Origin of the sequence: Streptococcus cristatus (assembly GCF_003943465.1) — a bacterium.
GTDB lineage: Bacteria > Bacillota > Bacilli > Lactobacillales > Streptococcaceae > Streptococcus > Streptococcus cristatus_C.
Genome location: NZ_RJPR01000003.1, coordinates 107341 through 131112, shown reverse-complemented (window position 1 = coordinate 131112; position 23772 = coordinate 107341). Strand labels below are relative to the sequence as shown.

The following is a 23772-nucleotide window of genomic DNA, read 5'->3' as shown; positions in this document are numbered from 1 at the left end:
GCTTTTTTGAAATTTTTTATAAAATGTTCGGTTTTTATTTATATTGATAATCATTGACAAAAAATAAATTTCTTTTTGATGAGACTTTAGAAGCTTTTGGCTTGGTTTTTTGTTATAATCTTCTGTAGCAACTTTCAAGGAGAAAAGCATGTCTTTCGACGGATTTTTTTTACACCATATGACAGAGGAGCTGCGCCGCGAACTGCTGGGCGGCCGCATCCAAAAGATTAATCAACCTTTTGAACAGGAGCTAGTTTTACAGATTCGCAGCAACCGTAAAAGCCACAAGCTGCTCTTATCAGCCCACTCTGTCTTTGGGCGCGTCCAGCTGACAGATACCACGTTTGAAAATCCAGCAGTGCCTAATACCTTTATCATGGTCATGCGCAAATACCTACAGGGTGCTGTCATTGAAGCGATCCAGCAAGTGGAGAATGACCGGATTTTGGAAATCAGCGTCTCCAATAAGAACGAAATCGGCGATAGCGTGGCTGTGACTCTGGTCATCGAAATCATGGGCAAGCACAGTAATATCATTCTCTTGGACAAGGCTAGTGGCAAGATTATTGAAGCAATCAAACACGTCGGATTTTCACAAAATAGCTATCGAACCATCCTGCCAGGCTCAACCTATGTCGCACCACCTCAGACAGGTAGCCTCAATCCTTTCACTGTGGATGATGAAAAGCTCTTCCAAATCCTACAGACAGAGGACTTAGAGCCCAAACGCCTGCAGCAGATTTTTCAGGGCTTGGGTCGGGATACGGCTACTGAGCTCAGTGGCCGTTTGACAGCTGACAAGCTCAAAACTTTCCGAGCATTTTTTGCCAGTCCGACTCAACCTAGCCTGACCGAAAAATCCTTCTCTGCTCTGCTATTTTCCGACAGCAAGACCCAAATGTCCACGCTATCCGAGCTTTTGGATACTTTCTATAAGGATAAGGCTGAGCGCGATCGGGTCAACCAGCAGGCCAGCGAACTGATTCGCAGGGTAGAAAATGAGTTGGAAAAGAACCGGAAAAAACTGGGCAAGCAAGAGGAAGAACTCCTAGCAACGGAGAATGCAGAAGAATTCCGTCAAAAGGGGGAACTCTTGACCACCTTCCTCCATCAGGTACCCAACGACCAGGACCAAGTGGAACTGGACAATTACTACACGGGTGAGAAGATTATCATCGCACTTGACAAGGCTTTGACCCCCAATCAAAATGCCCAGCGCTATTTCAAACGTTACCAGAAGCTCAAGGAAGCCGTCAAACACCTGACCAGCTTAATTGAGGAGACAAGGAATACGATTCTCTACCTAGAGAGCGTGGAAACTGCCCTTGCTCAGGCCAGCCTGACTGAGATTGCAGAAATTCGGGAGGAACTAATCCAGACTGGCTTTATCCGCCGACGCCAAAGAGAGAAAATCCAGAAAAGGCAGAAACCGGAGAAATATCTGGCAACTGACGGTCAAACCATTATCCTCGTTGGGCGTAACAACCTACAAAATGACGAACTGACTTTTAAGATGGCTAAGAAGGACGAGCTTTGGTTCCACGCCAAGGATATTCCGGGTAGCCATGTGGTCATCACCGGTAATCTTCAGCCCAGCGATGAAGTCAAGACAGACGCTGCCGAGCTAGCGGCCTACTTCTCCAAGGCCAGACTCTCCAATCTGGTCCAAGTGGACATGATTGAAGTCAGAAAACTCAACAAGCCAACTGGTGGCAAGCCGGGATTTGTCACCTATACAGGGCAGAAAACGCTGCGCGTCACACCAGATGAAGAAAAAATTAACAGCATGAAAATGTAAACTAATCCGTTTCTAAAATATCGATTTGGCGGATATTGAACAATAAAAGAGGAGCCTTGGCTCCTCAAACTTACTGAATTTAAAAATCTAGTTATCTTTCAGAGGTTGGGACAGCAGAGTCCTAGCCTCTTTTTTTATCAGAAGTAGACAATTGTCACAGTAATTGACTACTCAACCTTGTCCATGTCCGATCTTACTTCATCGACATTGAATTTTGCAAAGAGGAACTTACGGTCTTGAACTGGGAAACGTTGATCCAACTGATCGACAGCACCTAGCTCCACAATCCCTTCCTTGATAACAAAGTCCATAACGTGACCACCAAAGGTATGGTCGTCTGAAATAAAGTGAAGATGATAGCCGGCTACACTGACACCGTGGAAAATTTCGGGTGTCCAAAAGCCAACAATAGTTCCAGAAACATTATCCGCATGGTACTCAGGCTGACTTACGGCTACTTCAGCAAACTTCTTCTCTGAAGTCGATTTTGGAATCATTCGCACATGCATGTGGGAAAATTCTCCATGAATCTTGATGGAGCGAAATAGATTTTCCCCATCGTAATAGGATTCAATTCGCTTTTCCAGCTCTTCATCTGTCATTTCGAAGCGCTGGCGGAAAATGACCTCCGCTTGGTGGGGAACAACCGCAGCGTAGGGTACCGTTACATCATCTGAAACTTCTACAACTTCAGGCACATTACCAGATCCCTTAGCCTGATAGGCCTTACCATCAAGAACGATCAATTCCCCATCAATGGAATCCAGTGTACCAATCCCTAAATCGCCGTATTTCAGGAGCTCCCCAATCGTCATGCTCCCACCATAAAGTCCAGCCATCAAGGCTCCTAGGGTATTATACTGAAATAATTTCACTGGCTCTGCCATTTTTTCTCCTACATCAACAAATTTTTGTATTTTCTAATTCACTTAAGTATATCACATTCTGATTGAAATTCAAAAAAAGCGTTTAATGGACAATTAGAATCCGCACGTGATGCCTTAAATCAGCTGACTTTCCTCAATACCGACATCAACGAGGATTTGAGCCACTCGGTCAAACTTAAGTCGAAAATGTTCTAGTTTGTGGCCATCGGAGCCAACTGAAAAGCGCTGACCACCAAGCTCCTTGACAAGACCAAGAGCGTAGATATAGAGGTCTTCATGACCGTAGAGATACATAGACTTGCAGTTGAGTTCAAAGGCCAGATCATGATCAATCATCTTTTGCAAAAGCTGTCGCAGCTCTGATTCAAAAGTTTTTAACTCCTCCACGGTAAGGTCGAATTTGCGAAAGCCATAGTCAAAGTGAGCTAAGACATCTGCTGGCACAGCCTCGATGGCCTCTTCTAACTCTCTCAGGTAGCGGGGAATTAACTCCATCTTGTCCAGCTGCAAGACAGGCTCTTCCAGATAGTCAAAACTACCATTGTGGTGAACAGATAGGAGTTTCAAGTCGTATTCCTTGTCAGATAGGAAAGATAGGATATCAGCCTTACGCGGAGCATAGTAACCAATTTCAATCCCCTTTTTGATGCGGTTGCCATATTGCTGGTTCAGCTCTGCTATTTTTGCCGAATAGGCCGCATAGTCAGGCACATCATCATGGGGCGAGGCAGCTTGGTAAGGGTAGGGATTGGACAAGTCATAGTGCTCAGTGGTGACAATCTCGCCCTCGTAATGGTCCAGATAGTCAGAAAAATCCGCCTCAGAATCATAGGAAAAATAGGTATGAAGATGGTTGTCGCGCATGCTGGTCCGCCTTTCTGCAAATCTTGTGTTCCTTTAATAATGCCAACGGTTGGTCGGCCTTTGTTTTAGATTTCCCACATTTCCGATCCTTTCGTTGACATTGTCCATGCTCTATCCTTTCGACAGAAGCCATTTTATTTCATCCTAGGCCTTTACCTTTCTTTCAGCATGGCACTGGATAGGTCTAGCAGCTGCAACGCCGTCTCAAAGTGCTCTCCCATGAGGTCATAAACAGCATCTTCGCTCAAAACTCCACAGGTCACATCCTCAGGAAAGTCTAGTCGATTGGAAAATTCCAAATCGTCAAAGAAAACCTGGCTGGTGTAATAATCTCGAAGCTGGATATAATTCTTCTGGCTAGCCTCCAGCTCAGCCAAAGCAGATTGAGCCGCAGCCAGAGCCTGAGCGTATTTATTCAAATGCTCTTCCATTTCTTGGATTCGTTTCAGTTGGGACAATATCTCTACTCCTCCTTTAATCAAACTATCGTGTCAGTAAGAAAACCTTCTTCCTAATATACCCGAAAGGCAGTACAAAAGAGCTTTTTCAATAAAATTCTATAAACTTTCGTACAAATCTGCCATAGTAGTATCATCTGGAACCAAACGCAAATATTTACCAGCCTGTATTTTCGCTTCTTCCACACGCCCTAATTCACGCAAGAGATGAACAAATTCTTCCAGAAATTCAGGATTTTCCTGCAAGTCAACTGCCAGTTCCTGATAAAGCTCCCCAGCTTTCTCCAGATTTTCCAAGGCCTGATAAGCCCGTGCCAGATTCCAGTGGGTTAAGACATTATCCACTTCCTGATCCTCAAAAGCTAAGACCTCATCGTAGCGTTCCTGCTCCAGATAAAGATTGGTCAGGCGTAGAGCAATTTCCTCTACATCATCTGCATTTTCCTGAGCTGCTAGCAAGTAGTGCTCAGATTTTTCCACATCATGCAGTTCGTAAGATAGTTGCGAAGCAAGAAGCAAGAGGCGAGTCTCGAAAGGATTTTTGGTCAAGCCTTGCTCTGCCATTGCCAAAGCTTCCTCAGTCTTATGCTCCGCATGGAGAGACTGCGCATAGGCATACTCATAGCCTTCAAAATCTGGCGAAATCGTATCCAGCTGCTTGAAGTACAAATTAGCTTTTTGGTACTCCTCTTGTTCGTACAAGATAGCTGCTAATTCGTAGACCGTCTCTTCGTCATACTCTAACTCCACAGCCTTTGTCAAAAATTCAATGGCTGCTTCGATTTTCCCCAGACTGGCATAGCAAAGGCCAATACGCTGGTAGGTGGACACGCCTGTCTGCTCGTAGATAGACCGATTATCTAGCTGGGCATATTCCTTAATGGCCTGGGCAAAATTTTCCAATTCAAACTCAATTTCTGCTAAACCAAAAGTCACCAAAGGTTCGTCCGACAGTTTGGCAGCTTCCAGCAATTTCTCCCGCGCCACATCTGGCAATCCCTCTAGCTGATAAAGGTCAGCCTTGGCCAAGAGAGCTGCCACATACCATTCACTTTCTGAGTCAATTTCCTCTAAATAAGCAAAAGCTTCTTCCAAGTCACCATCATCAGCAGCAATCGTTGCCAGACTGATATAGGACTCGGGGAAAAGCGGAGCCAATTTTTCATAAATTCGTTTGGCTTGAGGGAAAAAGCCGATACTTTCTAAGTAATCGGCTAATTCTAATAACTCTTGATTGGAATCTTGGCTCAGGGCCTCTTCAAAATACTTTTCAGCCTGCCCTAAATCTTGATTTTGCAGGGCTGTTAACATTTGTTCACTCTTACTCACTGCCTTCTCCTAATTCTTGAACACTTTCTTCATACAAACCGCTAACCTTCTTGTACCACTTAAAGAGTGCTGTGATAGCAACCTTGGCTGAGGCATAAGCTGGAATTCCCAACAAGACGCCCCAGATACCAAACATGGTTCCTGAAGTCAGCAAAACAAATAAAATCGTAATCGGATGGATGCTTAATTGGCTTCCCAAGATCAATGGAGACACGAAGCGCCCCTCAATAGTCTGCTCCACAATAAAGACGATAATGACTTTCAACAGCATGATCGGACCAGCAATCAATCCAAGAACCAAAGCCGGCAACATAGCAAGGAAGCTTCCCAAATAAGGCACCAAGTTCAAAACTCCTGCCACAACCGCTAAAGTCACACCATAACGCAAGCCGATGATCTTGAAAAGAATCATAAACATAAAGGCCACAATAATCGCTACAGTCACCTGACCACGAACATAATTAGCCAACTGGGTATTCACATCTGTCATGACCTGACCAAATGACTCGCGGAATTTCGTTGGCAAGAACTGAACCACATAGCCTTTGAGATTTTTCCCATCGCGCAGCAAATAGAAAAGAATAAAAGGCATGATGATGATAGCCACAATGATTTGTGAAGCCGTACTAATCAGATTGCTAGCCCAATTGACTGCCTTAGATGAAAAATTGCTGGCCCATGAAGTAATCTGAGTCGAAAGCTTATTCGTAACTTGCTCGATTTGTGGCTTCAAATCGTCTGAAATATGATTGGTCAAAACATCATCAATCATTTTATTGGCTTGCTTGAGATAGGCGGGAACATTTTTTGAAAAACTCACTACCTGATGCTGCAAGTTAGGAATAGCGACCGCCAAGCCCCACACAATCAAAACACCAATCAAGACAAAGACAATTGTAATCCCAGCCACACGGTTAATCTTGCGCTTTTCCATCCAGTCGACAATGGGATTAAGCAGATAGTAAAGCAGCCCAGCTAAAATCACTGGCAACATAATGACACCAATAAACTCAATCACCGGTGTAAAAATAAAGCTAATTTTGCTAAGAATAAAAATGTTCAAACCAATGAGTAAAGTCACCAAAAATACGGTGATGGCCTTATTGTCCAAGAACCATCTAAAAAACCAGGACAAACTAAAATCTTTTTCTTTGTGTTCCATATTCGACTCCTTTGAATATTCCATTTCATTGTACCATTTTTCAAAAAAAAATTCTTCAAGCAACCATGATGAAATGCCTTATTTATCGGACTTTTTCACCGATTGCATCTAAAGGCCTATTTTCTCTGTCCATTCTGCTAAAATAAAGAAAAATGAGGCTGGGACAAAAGTCCCAGCCTCTCAATTGTCTTTGGATTGTCGAGCAAGACGCAGTGGTTGAGTGGGCTCTACTACGCTGATTTCATCAGCTTTTACAGCCCTACTCAACTGTGCGGAGGTGGGACGACGAAATCGAATTCTAACGAATTACCGATTTCTGTCCCACTCTCATTTGTTTTTTCACTATGGATGGCTGACAATCAGTTGCAAGTCGCCAGACAAGGTCCATTCTGTAACATCGCTCGGCAGGATGAAATGAGAGCCTTTTTTGATTGGATACACTAGTCCATCCACTGTCAACTCACCAGCACCTTCCAAGATACTGAACAAGCTGTAATCTACTGTCTTTTTAAATTCAACAGAACCAGCAATGTCCCACTTGTAAACAGCAAAGAAGTCATTGGCTACCAAAAGAGTAGAAGTCAAATCGTCAGCCTGAATGGTAACGGGACGGCTATTAGCTGGCTCACCGATAGTCAGAACGTCAATCGATTGCTCCAAATGCAACTCACGAAGATTGCCAGCATCGTCCTTACGATCAAAGTCATAGACCCGATAAGTTGTGTCACTAGACTGCTGAGTCTCCAAAATCAGAATCCCTGAGCCAATAGCATGCATGGTGCCACTTGGCACATAGAAAAAGTCACCAGCCTTGACCGGAATTTTGGTCAAAAGATGATCCCAGTCCTTGCTCTCGATTTGCTGACGCAGCTCTTCCTTGCTCTTGGCATTGTGACCATAAATAATCTCTGCTCCTTCGTCTGCAGCAATGACATACCAGCATTCAGTCTTACCAAGCTCCCCTTCGTGCTCTAGTCCATAGGCATCATCTGGATGGACCTGTACGCTAAGCCAGTCATTGGCATCCAAAATCTTCGTCAAAAGCGGAAAGACAGGCTCTGGACGATTGCCAAAGAGCTCACGGTGTTCGGCATAGAGAACATCTAACTTCTGGCCGGCAAATCGTCCGTTCTTGACGGTTGACACACCATTGGGATGAGCCGAGATAGCCCAGTACTCCCCTACATGGTCGCTGGGGATTTCATAGCCAAAAACATCACGCAGCTTAGTGCCGCCCCAAATCTTCTCCTGCATCACAGACTCTAGAAATAACGGTTCTGACATAATAGTCTCCTTACATATTTTTCATCTTCCAAAATCAGGCAATCCTTGATGATAAAAGTTTGGTACTGCTTACATTATAATATAGACTCGGGCACTTTGTCTACTCCTCAACTTACTTTACAAAGAAAAATCTGGCTCTCGCCAGACATTTATAATAAAAAGATTAAAGCTCCCCAGCAAATGCCGCAAAGGTATCCTATCACTACATCCTTTGGATAGTGCACTCCGCCAATCACGCGCACTAGAGCCAGCCCTGCCGAAAGTAAGAGGCAGAGAAGCCCCGGCAGCCAAAAAAAGTAGAGCAGGCACATGGAAATGACAGTTGCCGAAAAGACATGGCGACTGGGCATGGACTTGCCTGATGTATCCTTGGCCAGCAAGGGTTGAATAGACCATTTTTCGTAAGGCCGTGCTTGATTCAGCCATTTACGAATCGCTGACAAGAGACCAAATCCAATAGCTGGAAGGAGAAAAAAAGCAAGTAGCCCCTTCCAACTCTCCATCAGAAAGGCATCAATCAAGACCAATCCATACACCAGGGGCATAAAAACAGTCATCCCCCTATTAAAATATGCCATCCCTTTCACTATCCTAGGACGACTGCGAAAGGGATCCGTTAATTGTTGATAAAAAATCGTGTAGTCTTTCATGCTTGCTTACCCTGCTTTTTAAAAAGTTTAATTCTCATACTTTCTCTACTATAGCATATTTCTAGATAAGATGGTAGATGGATAGCAAAAGAGACTGAGACTTAAGCCCCAATCTCTCAGTATTCATATTTTCTGAAGGGTATTACTTCTCCAAGTTCCAGATTTCCTTGGCATATTGCTCAATGGTATTATCTGAAGTGAACTTGTCTGATGTAGCGATGTTAATCAGGCTCATGCGGGCCCATTTTTCTTTGTCACGATAGAGAGCATCAATCTTCTCTTGAGCTTCCACATAAGCATGGAAGTCTTCTAAGAGGAAGTATTCATCATTGTGGGTGATGAGGGCTTCGTAGATTTCAGATCCTTCTTCACGGACGTTTGGAATGGTACCGTTGACGAAGGTGTCGACCACTCGACGAATGTCTGGATTGCTTTCATAGACACCTCGTGAGTAGTAATCGTGGCGGGCATAGTGCTCGTAAACTTGGTCCTTGTCCATCCCGAATATGACAATGTTGTCGTCACCCACCTCGTCCTTGATTTCGATATTGGCTCCGTCCAGTGTAGCTAGGGTAATGGCACCTGTCATCATGAACTTCATGTTGGAAGTGCCAGAAGCCTCCTTGGAAGCCAGAGAAATCTGCTCTGATACATCCGCAGCTGGAATGATGAGCTCAGCCAGGCTGACCCGGTAGTTTTCTAGGAAAACAACCTTGAGTTTGCCTTGCAGACTTTCATCCTTGTTGACCAGATTGGCTACTTCATTAATCAGTTTGATAACCGACTTGGCAAAGTGGTAGCCAGGAGCAGCCTTGGCACCGAAGATAAAGACGCGTGGCACCATATCCTTGTCAGGATTGTCCTTGAGGTCCCAGTAAAGCTTGATGATATGAAGTAGGTTGAGCAGCTGACGTTTGTAGGCGTGGAGGCGTTTTACCTGCACATCAAAGATGGCTTCTGTAGAGACTTCCACTCCTGTTGATTCCTTGATGAAGTCAGCCAGACGGGCCTTGGCTTCCTGCTTCACTCGGTAGAAATCGCCCAGCACTTGCTGATCATCCTTGAATTCCAAAAGCTTACGCAGCTCATGGATATCACTTCTCCAGCCCTTACCAATCAGCTTATCAATCTCAGCTGACAGAGGCTGGTCCGCAATTTGCAGCCAGCGGCGCTGGATAATGCCATTGGTCTTGTTATTAAACTTCTCTGGGTAAATGCTGTAAAAATCACGCAAGGTGTCTTCTTTGAGCAATTCGGTGTGGAGTTTGGCAACACCATTGATTGAATGACCACCGATGATAGCCAAGTGAGCCATGTGGATTTGATTATCCTTGACAATCCGAGTGTTTTCGATGACTTGCGGATCAAGGCTGCGTCCAGCCATTTCAGCTACATAGCGGTTGTCAATTTCTAGGATAATCTGATAAACCCGCGGCAGGACATTCTTAAAGAGCTCTGCATCCCATTTTTCCAAGGCTTCAGACAGAATGGTATGGTTGGTATAGCTCATGGTTTTAACCGTAGCATTCCAAGCATCTGCCCATTCCAGGTCGTACTCATCCACCAAGAGACGCATAAACTCAGCCGGCGCGACAGCTGGGTGGGTATCGTTGATATGGACAGAGACCTTCTCATGAATATCTTTGAGCGGACGCCTTTGCTTGAGGTAGGATTTGATAATGGTCTGCAGACCTGCACTGGTCATGAAGTATTCCTGGATCAAGCGCAGCTCTTTTCCTTCGTAGCTAGAGTCGTCGGGATAGAGAATAGCAGTGATGTCTTGCACCCGGCGACGAGCTTCAATGGTCGGGTAGTCCAGTTCATGCTCCTCTGGAATTTCAACATCCCAAAGCCGGAGATTGTTGACATTGTCATTGCCAAAGCCAATCTGCGGCACATCGTAAGGCACAGCACGCAAAGTTTTAGAATTCTCATAAACCGGCACAATGCGGCCTTCTTCATTGGCACGCAAGTAGACATTACCAAAGATTTTGACATCCACAATGCCGTGATCCTTACGGGTTTCCCAGACATTCCCTAGACTGCCAAACCAATCATCTGGAATTTCCACCTGATAGCCATTCACGATTCTCTGCTTGAAAAGACCGTAGCGATAGCGAATCCCATTTCCAAAACCTGGATAGCCCGTTGTAGCTAGCGAGTCCATGAAAGCTGCTGCCAAGCGACCAAGGCCCCCATTTCCCAAAGCCATGTCGTGCTCAGCATTTTTTACATCCTCAAAGTCAACTCCTAACTCAGCAAAGCTTTCCTTGACCGTATCAAGGATACCTAAGTTGAGCAGATTGGTTTCCAGCATACGTCCCGGCAGAAACTCAATTGAGAAATAGTAGGCTGTTTTTTGCTGCTGTTCCACGAGTTTATTGCGGCGCTCCAGCCACAGTGGCGTGATATATTTACGAATGGTACTAGCGAGGGCTTGAAAAAGCTCGGCAGGTGTAGCATCCGCAATCTTAATCAGCTGTCGTTCGTGCAAAGTATCCTTGAAATCTCGGATAAACTGTTCTTTATTTAATTCCATTTTTACGAATCAACTTCCTTTCTTTTAGGGAAAAGCATCCGTCTGGATAAGATGTCAACATGAGAAAGACCACTTACCCGACAAATCCTCTCTTGTCAGAAACAAGAGAGGATTGCTGTTCTAATGCAACATACTAGAGTAGTGACTCATATAAATCACTGTATGCTCGACTAGCTGTATCCCAAGAGAAATCTCTTTCCATAGCCTGAGTTTGCAGACTACGCCAAGCTTCTTGGTCATGCCAGTAAAGATTGAGGGCTTCTTTGAAAGTCCATGTTAGCCAATAACCAGAGAAGTTATTGAAGCTAAAGCCTGTTCCCTGTCCACTATAGACATTGAAAGGTTCAACTGTATCCCGGAGACCACCAACCTCGTGAACCAGTGGCAGTGTACCGTAACGCATGGACATCATCTGCGACAGACCGCAAGGTTCAAAGCGACTCGGCATGAGGAAAATATCACTAGCTGCATAGATCTCCTGAGCCAAAGTAACATCAAAAAGGATATTAGCGGATAATTTTTCAGGATAAGCCTGGCCAAACCAAGCGAAGGCACGTTCAAATGCAGGATCTCCTGTTCCAAGAAGGACAATTTGTACATCTTCCTGAAGCAGATTATGCAACTCTTCCACCACCAAATCAAAACCTTTTTGACGTGTCAATCGAGAGACGATACCAACGACAGGAACATCGTCCCGAACTGGCAAGCCGACTTTTGCTTGAAGAGCTCGTTTGTTTTCCAATTTCCCGGTCAAATCATCTTTATTAAAGTGATAAGCTAGCAATTTATCTGTTTCTGGATTGTAGATATCTGTATCGATACCATTGACAATACCGACCAGCTTGCCTGACTCCATCCGAAGAATCTGATCCAGACCGCAGCCAAACTCAGCTGTCCGAATTTCGTTGGCATAGCTCGGTGAAACAGTCGTCACGCGATCTGCATAGAGAATGCCCGCCTTCATCCAGTTGAGGCAGTCATTCCAACGGAGAGTGCCATCCGCATAACGTTCATAGCCGACACCAAAGAGTTCCCAAAGCATGCTATCCGGAAATTGTCCCTGAAACTCTAAATTATGAATAGTCAGTACTGTCTTGATGTTGTTATAGGCCTGAATCCAGCGGTATTTTTCCTTGACCAAGAAAGGAATCATAGCTGTATGGTAATCGTGCACATGGAGAACATCTGGAATAAAGTCAATGCGCTCCATCAGCTCGATTGCTGCTAATTGGAAATAAGCAAAACGTTCGCCGTCATCAAAATCACCATAGACATGTCCACGGAAGAAATAATGCTGATTATCGATAAAGTAGAAGTTCACACCTTCCAACTCAATCTTTTTGACACCGACATACTCCCGACGCCAACCGACACTGACTTCAAAGGAGAAGAGATCTTCAACTTGATCACCAAATTTAGCATCCGTCATGTCATAATATGGCAGAATAACCCCAACCTCATGACCAGCTTTGACCAAGGATTTGGGGAGGGCGCCGATAACGTCCCCCAAACCACCCGTCTTGGAAAAAGGGGCCCCTTCTGCTGCTACAAATAAAATTTTCATGAAACGATGTCCTCTGTAACTTTTTGACCTTTCTTCAGTACAACTGGATGTTCAGCTGTCCCTCGAACGACAACTCCTTCAGCAATCTCAACGCCCTTGTCCACAATTGCATATTCTACCACTGCATTTTTTCCAACGACAACGCGTGGGAAGAGGAGACTGTCTTTGACACTGCTGCCCGCTAAAATTCTTGTATTCCGCGAAATAACAGAGTTTACAACTTCACCTTCTACAATACTACCTGACGCAAACTGAGAGCGATTTACTTTCGATCCTGTTGCATAGTAAGTCGGCTCTTCGTTTTTCACCTTTGTATAAATCTTGTGATTTGGCGAGAAGAGAGAATAGAATTTCTTCTGTTCAAGCATGTCAAGGTTAGCTTTATAATATGAACCAACAGAGTAGATATTTGCTAGATAGCCTGTGTACTCGTAAGCAAAAGCTCCAACTTCAGCTGCCAAGTCCCGAAGAACATAGCGTAGTTTTTGTGGGAATTCTTTTTGGGCTTCTTCTTCCAATTTTTCAATCAACCAAGGCGTATCTACTACAAAAATATCTGTAGACATATTGAAGAGCTCGCCCTCGTCTCTATCACTATGCAGCTTATGTCCTAGGACATGGTCTGTTTCGCTGACTTGCAGAACTGCATTCACATCTGAAATATCTTTAGATGGCAATTTCTTGTAAACTACTGTCATCGGTTGCTGGGTTGTGTTATGCAAGTGGAAGACTTGATTAAGGTCAATGTTGATCAACACATCACAGTTCAGGGCTACAGTTTGGTTAGAGCCTGAGCGCTTCAGATAAGTCAGTAACTGTTCATAATATTCCTTACCAACTGTGCTGCTTTCTACACGAGTATTGTAAATGCCTAGATAGTAGTGGCTCAAAAGTGTAGACAAGCCCCACTCACGACCCGAACGAATATGGTCAAATACAGAGCTTATATTGTCTTGCTGGAAGATACCAAAGACGCTACGAACACCAGCATTAGCAAGGCTAGACAGTGGAAAGTCAATCAAGCGGTATTTCCCACCAAATGGCAAACTGGCAACTGGACGATGTTCTGTTAAGGTTGACATGTCGTGGAAACCGACCGTATTTCCTAAAATCGCTGAATATTTATCAATCTTCATCTGTTGGTACCCCCACTTTTTCATTATATCCGACTACTTGCACTTCATCTGTCCCGTCAATCTCCACACCATCAGAAATAACAGCACCCTCACCAATGATCGCACGTTTAATCTTAGCTCCCTGACCAATAATAGCGCCACTCATAATGACAGAATCAGTGACTTCTGCACCCTCACGAACTTGAGCGCCTGTTGAAAGAATAGAATGCTTAACAGTTCCATCCACAAAACAGCCGTCAACTACCAAAGAATCCTCAACATGAGCATTTGCACCAAGGTAGTTTGGTGGTGAAATCAAGTTACGTGAGTAAATTTTCCACTGACGATCACGACTGTCTAAAGCATTTTCTGGACTAATGTATTCCATATTAGCTTCCCAAAGTGACTCAATCGTACCAACGTCTTTCCAGTAGCCGTTAAATTCATAAGCATAAACACTTTCGCCAGATTCAAGATAGTTAGGGATAACATTTTTACCAAAGTCGGACATATCTACATTGCTCTTTTCAGCAGCAATCAGCATATTGCGGAGACGTTGCCAGTCAAAGATATAGATTCCCATAGAAGCCTTGGTAGATTTAGGATTTTCTGGTTTTTCTTCAAACTCAACGATCCGATTGTTAGCGTCGGTATTCATGATGCCAAAACGGCTGGCCTCCTTGAGAGGCACATCCAAGACTGCAACCGTCAAACTAGCGCTGTTATCCTTGTGGGATTGGAGCATATCATCATAGTCCATCTTGTAGATATGATCTCCAGATAGGATTAAAACATATTCAGGATTGATACTATCGATATAGTCAATATTTTGGAAAATAGCGTGGCTTGTTCCCTCAAACCAACGATTTCCTTCACTGGCAGAGTAAGGCTGAAGAATGGATACACCTGTGTTGATACCATCCAAACCCCAGCTTGAACCGTTCCCGATGTGACTGTTCAAAGCAAGTGGTTGGTACTGGGTAATCACACCGACATTGTTAATCCCAGAGTTGGCACAGTTCGACAGCGCGAAATCAATAATACGATAACGACCACCAAACTGTACTGCTGGTTTCGCAATACTTTGTGTGAGCTTTCCAAGACGAGTTCCTTGCCCACCGGCAAGAATCAAAGCTAGCATTTCATTCTTCATATCCTACTCCTTTGTGGAATCTTTTTTAGCATTTTTACGAACATTCACACGACGCTTGATTTTCCAAATACTTGCTCCCAAAGCTGGTAGCGTAAAGGTCAAGGTCTGCGGATAATCTTTCCATAGTCCCTCTTGAGACTGAACTGTTTCGTTGTGTTCCTTCCAAACACCTCCCCATTTCTCTAATTCAGTATTCCATACTTCTTCATAAATAGCTGCCACTGGCACACCAATGGTAAAGTTTTTGCGCTCTACTGGCACCATGTTGAATACACAGACCAGCATATCTCCTTTTTCCGTCTTACGGATAAAGGAAAGGACACTCTGATCGGTATTGTCGGCATCAATGATTTCGATACCATCATAGCTCAAATCGATCTCCCAAAGCGGACGATTATCTCGATAAAAGGCATTGAGGGCAGAAGTGAAGGTTTGCATCTGCTTGTTCATATGATCGTCCAGATTTGACCATTCCAGCTGCTCTTCTGACTTCCACTCTAGGAATTGACCAAATTCTGAACCCATAAAGAGCAATTTCTTGCCTGGATGGCAGATTTGATAGGTCAAGAGGTTGCGGAGACCAGCAAATTGATTGTAGCGGTCACCCCACATCTTATGCATCATGCTCTTCTTGCCGTGAACGACTTCGTCGTGAGAGAAAGGCAAGAGGAAATTTTCAGAAAAAGCATACATAAAGCTGAAGGTCACCAGATTAAAATCGTACTTGCGGTAAATCGGGTCTTCTTCGTAGAACCGGAGAATATCGTTCATCCAGCCCATATTCCACTTGAAGTCAAAGCCCAAACCGCCCATCTCTCTCATGCCCGTAATCTTGGTTTCGGACGAGCTCTCTTCAGCAATCATCATGACATCTGGATGAGCCAGCTTGATAACTGTATTCAAACGCTGCAAGAAATAATAGCCTTCATAGTTACGATTACCGCCGTCCTTGTTTGGTTGCCAAGGACCACTATCGTAGTCCAGATAGAGCATGTTGCTAACCGCATCCACACGAACCCCATCTAGATGGTAGAAATCAATCCAGAACTTGATACTAGAGATCAAGAAGGATTGCACCTCATTTTTTCCCAAGTCAAAATTCAAGGCACCCCAACCATAGTTGTGAGCTCGGTCATGATCCTGGTACTCAAAGGTTGGTGTTCCATCATAGTAGGCCAAGGCATCGTCATTGATGGTAAAGTGACCTGGAACCCAGTCCACAATGACACCAATATTATTCAAGTGACATTCTTCGACAAAGTCCTGAAATTCCTCTGGTGTTCCATAAGTATGTTCAAAGGCAAAGTAGCCCATGAGCTGGTAGCCCCAGCTGAGTCCCAAAGGATGGGCCATGAGCGGCATGAACTCAACGTGTGTATAGTTCATTTCGACCAGATAAGGAATCAACTCCTCCTTAAGCTGAGCCATAGAATATGGACTGCCGTCAGGATTGCGTTTCCAAGATCCAGCATGCACTTCATATATATTGACCGGTCTTGAGAAAAAGCCCCAACGCTTTCTCCGAGCCAGCCAAAGTCCATCTTGCCACTTCTTCTCTGGAATAGTCCGAACAATGGCTCCCGTACCTGGGCGCTCTTCCAAATAGATAGCCAGCGGATCAATTTTCAAGATTTCCTGACCACTACTGCGTTTGATATTGTACTTGTAAATATCTCCTTCCTTAGGCAAATCCGTGAAGACTTCCCAGACACCGCCTTCATTGCGAGTCATAGGAATCTGCTCTCCATACCAATTGGTGAAATCTCCAATCAGATGCACATTCTGCGCATTTGGAGCCCAAACTCTAAAAGTGTAGCCAGCCTTGCCATTCACCACATCCTGATGCACTCCCAAATAATGCTGCAAATGAAAGTTTTCACCTGTTGTAAAGGTTCTTAATGCTTCTTTTTTGTCCATTTAGTCACCTTTCTATTTGTAAGCGTTTTCTATGTTTCTATTTTACCCCATTTTCTTATATTTTTCAAGTAAATTTCCAAAAACTATCTCAAAAATTTCAAAAGCCCAATTTCTTTACAAGAATGAGTTGCTATATCAAGGTTCTTGTGGAAAATATCTGATAAAATACTGATTTCAAAGAGTTTGAGGCTAATATCTGTACTTAAAAATCAATCCCTGTACTAGGATTCCTAAAATAATTTATCTAGACCAATATGTAAATTTACATTTTAAAATGATAAGCAATCAAAAATATGAACGCCTACTTATTTTTATATTGTTCGAACACTTGTTAGAATTACAAGTTCATAAAGGTAAGAAAAAAGGCCGCACAAAGCCGCCTTTCTCATTATTTCACATCAAACACGATGGATTTCACTTGTGTCATCGCTTCGATACTGTAACGAATCCCTTGCACTCCGGCTCCAGATCCCTTAACACCAAGGAATGGGAAGTTATCTGGACCACGTTGGGTCTTATTATTGATGTGTACAGTACCCACTTCCAGTTTCTCAGCAATTTCAAATGCTTTCGGGAAATCATTTGTAAAGACTGAAGATTGAAGACCAAATTCTGACTGGTTACAGATCTGGATAGCCTCTTCAACGGAAGTCACACGAATAATCGGAAGAACAGGACCAAATGGCTCTTCCCAAGCTAATTTCATATCTAGTGTCACATGGTCAAACAAGGCAGGCCAGATGAGATTTGCTTCACGTTTGATTTCTGTCAAGGCTGACGCTCCCTTTTCTTGAGCATCTTCAATCAAGCCCCAGATGAAATCTGCTGATGCATGATCAATGACTGGTGTAATATCCGCATTATCAAAGGGATCACCAACCGTTAGTTTCTCTACCTCTGCCTTAATCAGCGCCGCTAATTTATCTGCTACGCTCTCCATGACAATGACACGTTTAATAGCCGTACAGCGCTGACCGGAGTAACTGTATGCCCCGCCAACAATCTGCTTAGCTGCATGCTCCAAGTCGGCATCTTCCAGCACGACTGCAGCATCCTTACCACCCAATTCTAACATAATGGGACGCATACCAGCCAACTTACCGATGCGTTCACCGATTGGAGTGGAGCCGGTAAAGTTAATGTAGTTCACTTCCTTATGCTCAATGATGTAGTCCCCGATTTCTGAACCGCGGCCAGTGATAGTATTGAAAACACCAGCAGGCAGACCAGCCTCAGAAAAAGCCTGAGCCAAGAGCAGACCAGAAATTGAACCTTGTGTAGGTGGCTTAAACATCACAACATTTCCGCCGATAAGGGCAGGAGCAATCTTAGAACCAGACAGGTTGACTGGGTAGTTAAATGGCGCAATAGCCAAGACAACTCCTACAGGCTCACGACGAACCATAGCCAATTTTTTCTTGCTGGCAGCTTCAAAGCCGCCCCCTTCCATGACCTGACCGTGAATACGAATTCCCTCTTCGGCCGCATAGCGAATCAAGTCTGCTGTCCGAACAACTTCTCCAATCGCCGCTTTAATACTCTTGGCAACCTCTTTTGCAAGGATTTCGCCAATCTTCTCCTGATCGCGCTCCAAAATATCCGCGGCCTTATGCAGATAAGCTGCACGTTCGACTGCTGAAAGGGCGCGCCAAGCTGGTAAAGCCGCCCGAGCGCTCGCCATCGCATAATCCACCTCTGCCTGACTCATGGCAGGCACAGTTCCTAAAATCTCATTATTGATAGGAGATGAGATGGTGATTTCATTTTCAGAAGCTCTCCACTCTCCATTTATATAGTTCTTATATTGTGTCACGTGTCCCCCCAAAAATGTTATTAAGTATCATTTTATCAAATTTTCTGAAAATTTCAACTAAATTTTATAAATTTAAGGAAATTTTTCACAAATTTCACAAATCATTTTCTTTTGTTTATATGAACTCTCCATATTTCTCGATTTTTCATCGAGTCTCACTTTCTACACTAGGTCTACTATGACGCTGAAGAAAACAAAAAAGACCAGGAAAATTTCCTGATCTTAATTTTCAGATTAATCGAAGTCAAGATATTCTTTTTCAAGTTCAAGAACTTCTTCCATCGTTGCACATTCAGTCAATGCGCGTTGTGCAAGTTCTTCCATCTTCTTCGTATCCAATTTCTTCATAAGGCTACGAGTCCGAAGGACAGAAGTGGCACTCATAGAGAATTCATCCAAGCCCATTCCGACAAGAAGCGGCACAGCTGTTTGGTCACCGGCCATTTCTCCACACATACCTGCCCATTTGCCTTCAGCATGAGCTGCCTTGATAACGTTGTTGATCAAGCGCAGGATAGATGGATTGTATGGTTGGTAGAGGTATGAAACTTGTTCGTTCATACGGTCAGCTGCCATTGTGTATTGGATCAAGTCGTTAGTACCGATAGAGAAGAAGTCAACTTCTTTGGCAAATTGATCCGCCAACATTGCTGCCGCTGGAATTTCAATCATGATCCCCACTTGGATATTGTCCGCTACAGCAACTCCTTCAGCTTGCAATTTCGCTTTTTCTTCTTCGTAAACTGCTTTAGCTTTACGGAATTCTGTCAAGAGGGCAACCATCGGGAACATGATACGCAATTGTCCATGTACAGAAGCACGCAAGAGAGCGCGGATTTGTGTACGGAACATGGCGTCACCAGTTTCAGAGATAGAGATACGCAATGCACGGAAACCAAGGAATGGGTTCATTTCATGCGGCATATCGAAGTAAGGAAGCTCCTTATCTCCACCGATGTCCATCGTACGGACAACCACTGGCTTGCCGTTCATACCTTCCAAGACAGCCTTGTAAGCTTCGTATTGCTCGTCTTCTGTTGGGAAGTCTTGTGAATCCATGTAAAGGAATTCTGTACGGTAAAGACCTACGGCTTCAGCACCATTTGCATTGACACCTTCAACGTCTTTTGGTGTACCAATGTTAGCTGCGAGTTCAAAGTGTTTGCCATCGGCAGTCACTGTTTGAGCATCTTTCAAGAGAGCCCATTCAGCTTTTTGCTTCGCATAAGCTTCACCAGCTGCCTTGAATGCTGCTGCCTGCTCTTCAGTTGGGTTGATGATTACTTCACCAGTGATACCATTTGCTGCAATGATATCGCCGTCTTTAACGAGTTCAGTGATATTGTTTGTTCCCAATACCGCTGCGATTTCAAGCGTACGCGCCATGATTGCAGAGTGGCTTGTACGTCCACCGATATTAGTTACAAAAGCTTTAACAAATTTCTTGTCTAATTGAGCTGTATCAGAAGGAGTCAAGTCATGTGCAATAACAACTGATTCTTCATTGATAGAAGCTGGATTTGGTAATTTCTTGCCCAAAAGGTTTGCCAAAACACGTTTCGTCACATCACGAATGTCTGCCGCACGTTCTTGCATGTATGGATTGTCTTCCATACCTTCAAAAATAGCGATAAACATGTCTGTAACTTCTTTCAGACCAGCTTCCGCATTTACTTTCTTAGTACGGATCGTTTCTTTGATTTGACCAACCATTTCAGGGTCAGCGAGTACCATTAAGTGAGCGTCAAATACTTGAGCCGCTTCTTCACCAAGGCTATCTACTGCTTTCTCACGGATAACAGAAAGCTCGTTCTGTGAAGCTTCAAGAGCTGCATCCAAACGAGCCTCTTCTGCATTCGTATCATCGACTGAAACAGTCTCAAATGACAAATCCGGTTGAACTAATAGATATGCCTTAGCAACAGCAACACCGTCAGATGCTGCAATTCCTTTAAGCATTTCTGTCATTTTCTTATGCCAATCCTTCTTTTTCCATTGTTTCTGAGATAGCAGCGATAGCATCATCCGCGTCTGCACCTTCAGCTGAGATTGTAACGTCAGCACCTTGGCCAACACCAAGACTCATAACACCCATGATTGATTTAAGGTTTACTGATTTACCTTTGTACTCAAGAGTGATATCTGAAGCAAATTTGCTAGCTGTTTGTACCAACAATGTTGCTGGACGCGCGTGAATACCTGTTTCTGCCACAATGTGGAAATCTTTAGAAGCCATAGTTAGACTCTCCTTTAAAATAATTCTTTTTGAGTTAAAGTGATAACCCTTACAAGTTGATATTATATCACTTTTTGAAATCTTTTTCAAGAATTTTATAGCCCGCTTACAAAATATTTCGTTAGACTTTGAAAATGAATTCTGTTTTAAAATAGTAGATTCAATCGTCAACTCCCTCTCTTTCCGAAATAGTTTCAAGGCTTTCTTCCTTATAATGAATTCTTCTTGGTCTAGCTTCGCTTAAAGTACAGTAAGCGCTGTTACTCCTTGTGGTTATTTCTCTTTATTTCGATGTTTTACATACTATATATTGTATCTCAATGGTTGCTATAAGAAAATATCATACAATATTTAGTTCAAAACTGTTGACATCGAATTCGCTTTTAGATATACTAGTTTCAGATTTAAATTTAAGAAAATGAAAGTATAGAGGAATCATCTAATGGTAACTATTTACTCTAAAAACGACTGTGTTCAATGCAAGATGACCAAGCGTTTTCTTGATACCAACAATGTGGAATATCGCGAAATCAACCTTGATGAGCAACCAGAATACATCGACCATGTTAAAAGCCTCGGTTTCAATGCAGCGCCTGTTATTCAAACGCCAACTGAAGCATTTTCTGGTTTCCAGCCTGGTAAACTTAAAAAATTATCATAATCTCACCAGTATTTAGAGCTTTGTTGCCGCTCCTATCATTCGTAGGAGCCGTTTATTTTGTAAAAGCAAAAGACATTTTAGAAAAAGGAAAATTATGGGACTCAAACACTTAGAAGATGTGACTTACTTCCGTCTAAATAACGAAATCAACCGTCCAGTCAATGGGCAAATCATGCTTCACAAAGACAAGGAAGCTTTGGAAGCCTTCTTTAAAGAAAATGTTGAACCAAACACGATGAAGTTTGCTTCTATTACTGAAAAAATTCAATACTTAATCGAAGAGAACTACTTGGAAAAAGAATTTATCCAACTCTATTCTCCTGAATATATTGAAGAATTAGCAGCTTTTATCCATGCTCAAGATTTCAAGTTCAAATCTTTCATGGCAGCTTATAAGTTTTACAACCAGTATGCACTGAAGACAAATGATGGTGAATACTATCTGGAAAGTATGGAAGATCGGGTGCTCTTTAATGCCCTCTACTTTGCCAACGGAGATGAAGCCATTGCCAAAGATATCGCAAATGAAATCATCCACCAGCGCTACCAACCAGCTACACCAAGCTTCCTCAATGCTGGTCGTGCTCGTCGTGGTGAATTGGTGTCTTGTTTCCTCATCCAAGTAACAGATGACATGAACTCCATCGGTCGCTCCATCAACTCAGCCCTGCAACTCTCTCGTATCGGTGGCGGGGTCGGTATTTCCCTTAGCAATCTACGAGAAGCTGGAGCGCCTATCAAGGGTTATGAAGGAGCTGCATCTGGCGTTGTGCCTGTTATGAAACTGTTTGAAGATAGCTTCTCATACTCTAACCAGCTGGGCCAACGTCAGGGAGCTGGGGTTGTTTACCTCAATGTCTTCCACCCAGATATCATCGCCTTCCTTTCTACCAAAAAAGAAAATGCTGACGAAAAAGTTCGGGTTAAAACCCTCTCACTCGGTGTTGTCATTCCAGATAAGTTCTATGAATTGGCGCGTAAGAATGAAGATATGTATCTCTTCAGCCCTTACTCAATCGAACGTGAATACGGTGTACCATTTGCCTATATCGATATCACAGAGAAATACGATGAGCTAGTTGCCAATCCTAAGATCACCAAGACTAAGATCAAGGCCCGTGATTTGGAAACAGAAATTTCTAAACTGCAACAAGAGTCTGGCTATCCTTATGTCGTGAATATCGATACAGCTAACCGTGCCAATCCAATCGACGGCAAAATCATCATGAGTAACCTTTGCTCAGAAATCCTGCAAGTTCAAGAGCCTAGCCTCTTGAATGATGCGCAAGAGTATCTCCACTTGGGAACAGATGTGTCATGTAACTTAGGCTCTACCAATGTTGTCAACATGATGACTTCGCCTGACTTCGGAAAATCCATCCGAACCATGACACGCGCCTTGACCTTTGTCACTGACAGCTCACACATCACAGCTGTGCCTTCTATTGACAATGGTAACAGTCTGGCGCATACCTTTGGTCTGGGAGCTATGGGACTGCACAGCTACTTGGCTCAGCAGTTGATTGATTATGGATCAGCGGAAGCTGTCGAGTTCACCAGCATCTACTTTATGCTCATGAACTACTGGACCTTGGTTGAGTCTAACAACATCGCTCGCGAGCGCGGTGTGACCTTCCATAATTTTGAAAAATCTGACTATGCTAACGGAACTTACTTTGACAAGTACCTGACGGGTGAATTTGTACCTAAGTCTGACCGTGTGAAGGAACTTTTCAAAGATATCTTTATCCCAACCGCTGCTGACTGGGCTGAACTTCGTGACAAGGTAAAAGCGGACGGTCTCTACCACCAAAACCGCCTAGCTGTTGCACCAAATGGTTCTATCAGCTACATCAACGATGTTTCTGCTTCAATTCACCCAATTACCCAGCGGATCGAGGAACGTCAGGAAAAGAAAATCGGTAAGATTTACTACCCTGCGGCAGGTTTGTCAACGGAGACTATCCCTTACTATACTTCTGCCTACGACATGGATATGCGCAAGGTTATCGATGTCTACGCAGCTGCAACTGAGCACGTGGACCAAGGACTTTCACTGACTCTCTTTATGCGCAGCGATATTCCTAAAGGCCTCTACGAGTGGAAAAAAGAAAGCAAGCAAACAACCCGCGACCTTTCTATCCTGCGTAACTACGCCTTCAACAAGGGCATCAAGTCCATCTACTACGTCCGCACCTTCACTGATGATGGCGGCGAAGTAGGCGCTAACCAATGTGAAAGCTGTGTGATCTAGTAAGTAACAATTTACAAATTACACCATTTAAATTCAACAAAATAAAGTATAAAAAACACTTATCGCAATGTCGCCAAGGAAATTATTT

18 protein-coding genes are annotated in these 23772 nt (G+C 43.6%); 3 read left to right on the top strand and 15 right to left on the bottom strand.

What is annotated here, in order from left to right; genetic code table 11:
* Positions 1-148: 148 nt before the first annotated feature.
* Positions 149-1798 carry an Rqc2 family fibronectin-binding protein FbpA gene (fbpA, locus tag D8793_RS05095; RefSeq protein WP_125371021.1) on the top strand — a complete coding sequence of 550 codons (1650 nt, stop codon included), beginning with the start codon at positions 149-151 and terminating at the stop codon, positions 1796-1798.
* 167 nt (positions 1799-1965) lie between these two features.
* On the opposite strand, the gene budA is transcribed toward fbpA, so the two are convergent.
* The 15 genes from budA to D8793_RS05020 form a co-directional block, all read right to left on the bottom strand.
* A complete protein-coding gene (gene budA, locus D8793_RS05090; protein ID WP_061910878.1) occupies positions 1966-2685 on the bottom strand; it encodes an acetolactate decarboxylase in 720 nt (239 codons plus the stop codon).
* 114 nt (positions 2686-2799) lie between these two features.
* Positions 2800-3549 carry a PHP domain-containing protein gene (locus tag D8793_RS05085; protein ID WP_125371020.1) on the bottom strand — a complete coding sequence of 250 codons (750 nt, stop codon included), beginning with the start codon at positions 3547-3549 and terminating at the stop codon, positions 2800-2802.
* 152 nt (positions 3550-3701) lie between these two features.
* Positions 3702-4007, bottom strand: coding sequence for a DUF4298 domain-containing protein (locus tag D8793_RS05080; protein WP_125371019.1), 306 nt, complete (start codon positions 4005-4007; stop codon positions 3702-3704).
* A gap of 99 nt (positions 4008-4106) precedes the next feature.
* Positions 4107-5336, bottom strand: a complete 1230-nt coding sequence (locus tag D8793_RS05075) for a tetratricopeptide repeat protein (protein ID WP_125371018.1) — start codon at positions 5334-5336, stop codon at positions 4107-4109.
* Positions 5329-6498: an AI-2E family transporter gene (locus tag D8793_RS05070; RefSeq protein WP_039975113.1), complete on the bottom strand. Its 1170-nt coding sequence runs from the start codon at positions 6496-6498 to the stop codon at positions 5329-5331. The genes D8793_RS05075 and D8793_RS05070 overlap by 8 nt, the downstream gene beginning before the upstream one ends.
* 342 nt (positions 6499-6840) lie before the next feature.
* On the bottom strand, positions 6841-7782 hold the full coding sequence (gene manA / locus D8793_RS05065; protein ID WP_125371017.1) for a mannose-6-phosphate isomerase, class I: 942 nt from the start codon (positions 7780-7782) through the stop codon (positions 6841-6843).
* Positions 7783-7931: 149 nt separating this feature from the next.
* The gene (locus tag D8793_RS05060) at positions 7932-8432 is read right to left on the bottom strand and encodes a phosphatase PAP2 family protein (RefSeq protein WP_125371016.1); all 501 of its coding nucleotides are present in this window, start codon (positions 8430-8432) and stop codon (positions 7932-7934) included.
* A gap of 142 nt (positions 8433-8574) precedes the next feature.
* Positions 8575-10971 carry a glycogen/starch/alpha-glucan phosphorylase gene (locus D8793_RS05055; RefSeq protein WP_125371015.1) on the bottom strand — a complete coding sequence of 799 codons (2397 nt, stop codon included), beginning with the start codon at positions 10969-10971 and terminating at the stop codon, positions 8575-8577.
* Positions 10972-11104: 133 nt separating this feature from the next.
* Entirely contained in the window at positions 11105-12535 is a 1431-nt protein-coding gene (gene glgA / locus D8793_RS05050) for a glycogen synthase GlgA (protein WP_125371014.1), read from the bottom strand.
* Positions 12532-13671 (bottom strand): glucose-1-phosphate adenylyltransferase subunit GlgD, encoded by a 1140-nt coding sequence (gene glgD / locus D8793_RS05045; protein ID WP_125371087.1) that lies wholly within the window; start codon positions 13669-13671, stop codon positions 12532-12534. The genes glgA and glgD overlap by 4 nt, the downstream gene beginning before the upstream one ends.
* Positions 13661-14803, bottom strand: coding sequence for a glucose-1-phosphate adenylyltransferase (locus D8793_RS05040; protein WP_045496498.1), 1143 nt, complete (start codon positions 14801-14803; stop codon positions 13661-13663). The genes glgD and D8793_RS05040 overlap by 11 nt, the downstream gene beginning before the upstream one ends.
* Positions 14804-14806: 3 nt before the next feature.
* A complete protein-coding gene (gene glgB, locus D8793_RS05035; protein ID WP_125371013.1) occupies positions 14807-16720 on the bottom strand; it encodes a 1,4-alpha-glucan branching protein GlgB in 1914 nt (637 codons plus the stop codon).
* Positions 16721-17108: 388 nt separating this feature from the next.
* Positions 17109-18533, bottom strand: a complete 1425-nt coding sequence (locus tag D8793_RS05030; RefSeq protein WP_125371012.1) for an NADP-dependent glyceraldehyde-3-phosphate dehydrogenase — start codon at positions 18531-18533, stop codon at positions 17109-17111.
* Positions 18534-18767: 234 nt separating this feature from the next.
* On the bottom strand, positions 18768-20501 hold the full coding sequence (gene ptsP / locus D8793_RS05025) for a phosphoenolpyruvate--protein phosphotransferase (RefSeq protein WP_061910896.1): 1734 nt from the start codon (positions 20499-20501) through the stop codon (positions 18768-18770).
* Between the two features lie 4 nt (positions 20502-20505).
* Entirely contained in the window at positions 20506-20769 is a 264-nt protein-coding gene (locus D8793_RS05020) for a phosphocarrier protein HPr (protein ID WP_005589589.1), read from the bottom strand.
* 442 nt (positions 20770-21211) lie between these two features.
* Here D8793_RS05020 and nrdH point away from each other — a divergent pair, with 442 nt between their 5' ends.
* Entirely contained in the window at positions 21212-21430 is a 219-nt protein-coding gene (gene nrdH, locus D8793_RS05015; RefSeq protein WP_005589588.1) for a glutaredoxin-like protein NrdH, read from the top strand.
* 94 nt (positions 21431-21524) lie between these two features.
* Complete coding sequence (gene nrdE, locus D8793_RS05010) at positions 21525-23684, top strand: class 1b ribonucleoside-diphosphate reductase subunit alpha (RefSeq protein WP_125371011.1); 2160 nt, start codon at positions 21525-21527, stop codon at positions 23682-23684.
* The last annotated feature ends 88 nt before the right edge of the window (positions 23685-23772 follow it).

Excerpts from the sequence above, each read along its gene's own strand:
- fbpA (WP_125371021.1), top strand. The coding sequence starts at position 149 with ATGTCTTTCGACGGATTTTTTTTACACCATATGACAGAGGAGCTGCGC.
- budA (WP_061910878.1), bottom strand. The coding sequence starts at position 2,685 with ATGGCAGAGCCAGTGAAATTATTTCAGTATAATACCCTAGGAGCCTTG.
- D8793_RS05085 (WP_125371020.1), bottom strand. The coding sequence starts at position 3,549 with ATGCGCGACAACCATCTTCATACCTATTTTTCCTATGATTCTGAGGCG.
- D8793_RS05070 (WP_039975113.1), bottom strand. The coding sequence starts at position 6,498 with ATGGAACACAAAGAAAAAGATTTTAGTTTGTCCTGGTTTTTTAGATGG.
- manA (WP_125371017.1), bottom strand. The coding sequence starts at position 7,782 with ATGTCAGAACCGTTATTTCTAGAGTCTGTGATGCAGGAGAAGATTTGG.
- D8793_RS05060 (WP_125371016.1), bottom strand. The coding sequence starts at position 8,432 with ATGAAAGACTACACGATTTTTTATCAACAATTAACGGATCCCTTTCGC.
- D8793_RS05055 (WP_125371015.1), bottom strand. The coding sequence starts at position 10,971 with ATGGAATTAAATAAAGAACAGTTTATCCGAGATTTCAAGGATACTTTG.
- glgA (WP_125371014.1), bottom strand. The coding sequence starts at position 12,535 with ATGAAAATTTTATTTGTAGCAGCAGAAGGGGCCCCTTTTTCCAAGACG.
- glgD (WP_125371087.1), bottom strand. The coding sequence starts at position 13,671 with ATGAAGATTGATAAATATTCAGCGATTTTAGGAAATACGGTCGGTTTC.
- D8793_RS05040 (WP_045496498.1), bottom strand. The coding sequence starts at position 14,803 with ATGAAGAATGAAATGCTAGCTTTGATTCTTGCCGGTGGGCAAGGAACT.
- glgB (WP_125371013.1), bottom strand. The coding sequence starts at position 16,720 with ATGGACAAAAAAGAAGCATTAAGAACCTTTACAACAGGTGAAAACTTT.
- ptsP (WP_061910896.1), bottom strand. The coding sequence starts at position 20,501 with ATGACAGAAATGCTTAAAGGAATTGCAGCATCTGACGGTGTTGCTGTT.
- D8793_RS05020 (WP_005589589.1), bottom strand. The coding sequence starts at position 20,769 with ATGGCTTCTAAAGATTTCCACATTGTGGCAGAAACAGGTATTCACGCG.
- nrdH (WP_005589588.1), top strand. The coding sequence starts at position 21,212 with ATGGTAACTATTTACTCTAAAAACGACTGTGTTCAATGCAAGATGACC.
- nrdE (WP_125371011.1), top strand. The coding sequence starts at position 21,525 with ATGGGACTCAAACACTTAGAAGATGTGACTTACTTCCGTCTAAATAAC.